The sequence below is a fragment of the Methylobacterium sp. P3_A11 genome, from assembly GCF_056403155.1.
The window spans coordinates 1-3,046 of sequence record NZ_JBFUGA010000214.1 but is presented as its reverse complement, the minus strand read 5'-3'; the positions used below and the strand labels follow the sequence as shown (position 1 = coordinate 3,046).

The following is a 3,046-nucleotide window of genomic DNA, read 5'->3' as shown; positions in this document are numbered from 1 at the left end:
GCGCGCCCCCATCCATCTTCGGCGACGTGCGCTCCCCCAAGGATCGCTCCTCCATGAGTGCCAGGAACGTGAAGGCGGCGAGCAGCCCGAGGCAGGCCGCCAGGAACACGTACCGGAAGGTCAGGGCGAGGCGGGCCGGATCGGCGCCGCGGATCAGGCTCTCCACGTCGTGGCCCGCATCGCCCGCGGCGCCGCCGAGCACGATGGTGCCGAACGCCGCCACGATCAGGGCGCCCCCCAGGGACCGGAAGAAGTTCATCGACGCGGTGGCGATCCCGAGCTGGTGGCGCGCCACCGCGTTCTGGATCGCGATGGTGGAGAGGGGCAGGATCGTCCCGATTCCCATGGACAGCAGCGCGAACAGCACCTCCATGAGCCAGAACGGCAGCGCCCGTCCCGCCCAGGCGATGACGGCGCAGCAGATGAGGCTGACGCACATCATGGCGAGCGGCACGCGCTTGTAGTGCTGGAAGTACAGCATCGACCGGCCCGACAGGGTGGCGCCCGTGACGGTGCCGACCATCAGCGGCACCAGGGCCAGGCCGGATTCGCTGGCCGAGAGCCCGATCACGCCTTCCAGGAAGATCGGCACGTAGATGGTGAGCCCGATGAAGGTGCCCATGGCGAAGCAGGCGGCCAGCGTCGCGCTGTAGACCACTTGGTTCTTCAGCACCTCCGTGGGGATCAGCGGCTCGGCCGCCGTGGCGAGCCGCACCGCGAAGCCGATCCCGAGCACCGCCGCCGCGGCGAGGAGGCCGAGGACCGGCGCGGATCCCCAGGGGTAGCGCACGCCGCCCCAGCTCAGGGCCAGCAGCAGGGTGATCGAGGCCGCCACCATCAGCACCGCCCCGGGCCAGTCCAGCCGGTGCTGGCGGTCGTGGCGCGGCAGGCGCTTCAGGTTGGCGTTGGTGAGTGCGAAGGCCAGGACGCCGATCGGCAGGTTGATCCAGAAGATCAGCGACCAGTGCAGGTGCTGGGCGAAGAAGCCGCCGAGCAGCGGTCCCGCCACCGAGGCGGTCACGAACACGCCCGCGATCACCACCTGGTAGCGCGCCCGCTCCTTGGGCGACATGATGTCGGCGAGGATCGTCTGCGCGAGGGCGATAAGCCCGCCGCCGCCGACGCCCTGCAGGCCCCGGGCGAGCGCCAGCGCCACCATCGTGGGGGCGAGCGCGCAGGCGAGCGACCCGAGCACGAAGGTCACGATGGCGATCAGCAGCATGATCCGCCGGCCGTGGATGTCGCTGAGCTTGCCGTAGAGCGGGGTCACCGCCGTGGAGGCCAGCAGGTAGGCGGTGACGATCCAGGGCAGGTTGGCGGCGTCGCCGAGGTCGAGGCCGATGGTCGGCATGGCAGTGGCCACGATGGTCTGGTCGAGGGCCGCCAGCAGCATCGCGGTCATCAGGCCGAAGACGATCGCCCGGATCTCGCTGGCGCTGAGGCGGTTCTGCTGGGCCGGAGCGCCCGGCTGCGCCTGGGTCTCGATCCCGACTGGGAGGACGGCGACGGGGCTGGCCACGTGCGGGGACCTCCGTGGTTCGGACGCCGCCGCGATCCGCGCCGGGGCGCGGACTCGGGCGGCGTGAAGGGGGGCGATACCGGCGACCGCGCGCAGGGCGCCGATGGCGGCAGGTTCGGAGACGGGGGAGAACCGATGGTCCTGGGGGTTCGGTTCCAGCCCGGGCAGCGCGCGATGCGCAGGCGCCCCCTGCGCCCGGGAGAGGGGCGGCGCGGGATCGCGGCCCGGAACGCCCCCGCGGGTCAGCCTCCGTCGTGCAGATGGTCGAGAGCGGGACCGGCCGGAAGGCCGGATCCGGGGCGCGCGCCCTACCGGCGGCGCGTCTCGTCCTGCGGCAGGTGACGGCCGTAGGCCTCCTGCTTCTCCGCGCGCTCCTGAATCAGGTCGGCATAGGCCTGCCGCATCTCCGGGGAGACGCTGATGCTCTTGCCCTTGACGGGTTTGCGCTTGGGCGCCTTCTTGAAGGTGTTGTTCGTCTCGCTCATGCCGGGCTCCGCGTCGAACCATGACGGCATCGCGTGGCCGGACCTGCGATCCGGTGACCCGGCCGCCGCCCCGGGCCGGATCTTCGCCCTGTAGCGCATCGCCGCTCCGGACGCACGGTGCCGGTTGACCGGATTGAACTGGCCTGTCGCCGCGGCCTCTGCCAGGATCGGGGCGTCGGGGGTCGGAGGGCGGCGATGGATTCGGGTGACGCGTCGCGGTGCCGGCCTCCGGTCGCACCGGTCGGCCGTTCCCGGCGACCGGCTTTGCTGGCGATCCTGCTCGCCTTCGGCACAGGCCCCGGCCGCGCCCAGGAGCCGGACCCTGCCCAGGAGCGGCCGGTCCCGTCCCGGGCGGCACCGAGGCCGGCACCGGCCGATCCTGCCTTCGACGCCGCCAAGGGGGCCTTCGAGTCCCTGCCGGAGGCCGACCGCAAGGCGGTCCAGGACGCCCTGGTCTGGACCGGCGATTTCAACGCCGTGGTGTCGGGGGCGTTCGGGCGGCGGACCTTCGAGGCGCTCAAGGCCTACCGCGACCGCTCGGGCGGAGCCGATCCCCTCGATGCGCGCGGCCGGGCGGCTCTGCTGGCCGCCGGTGCGGCGGCCCGGACGGCGGCGCGCTTCCGGAGTGCCGTCGACCCTGGAACCGGCGCCGTGATGGGGGTGCCCGAGCGGCTGCTGACGAAGCGCACCGCCCTGCCCGCCGGTACCCGCTGGCAGAGCCCGGACGGGCGTGTGACCCTGGAATCCCGCGCCTTCCCGCCGGGCACCGAGACCCTGGACGCCCTGTTCGAGAAGGCCACCGCGCCGCTCCCCGGCCGCAAGGTCACCTACAAGCTCAGGCGGCCGGACACTCTGGTGGTCACCGCGGAGACCGGGCCGGGCCTGTCTTACATCCGCTACGCGTCCGGCCCGCAGGGCGTGCGCGGGTTCCTGCTCGGCTACGACCGCGCCCTGGCGCCGGAGGTCGACCGGCTCGTGATCGCCGTGGCGAACGCCTTCACGCCGTTCCCGGACCCCGCCGCGGCGCAGGCCGCGCCAGGGC

Annotated in this window: 2 protein-coding genes and 1 pseudogene; 1 reads left to right on the top strand and 2 read right to left on the bottom strand. The window is 73.1% G+C overall.

The annotated features are described in order from the left end of the window. On the bottom strand, positions 1-1,519 hold a 1,519-nt coding region (locus tag AC1DXK_RS30640; protein WP_477299680.1), incomplete at its 3' end, for an MDR family MFS transporter. Between the two features lie 308 nt (positions 1,520-1,827). Further along, complete coding sequence (locus tag AC1DXK_RS30635) at positions 1,828-2,004, bottom strand: hypothetical protein (protein WP_457107912.1); 177 nt, start codon at positions 2,002-2,004, stop codon at positions 1,828-1,830. Positions 2,005-2,199: 195 nt separating this feature from the next. On the opposite strand from AC1DXK_RS30635, the pseudogene AC1DXK_RS30630 reads away from it, so the two are divergent. Then, positions 2,200-3,046, top strand: a pseudogene (locus tag AC1DXK_RS30630) (serine protease); the annotation flags it as partial.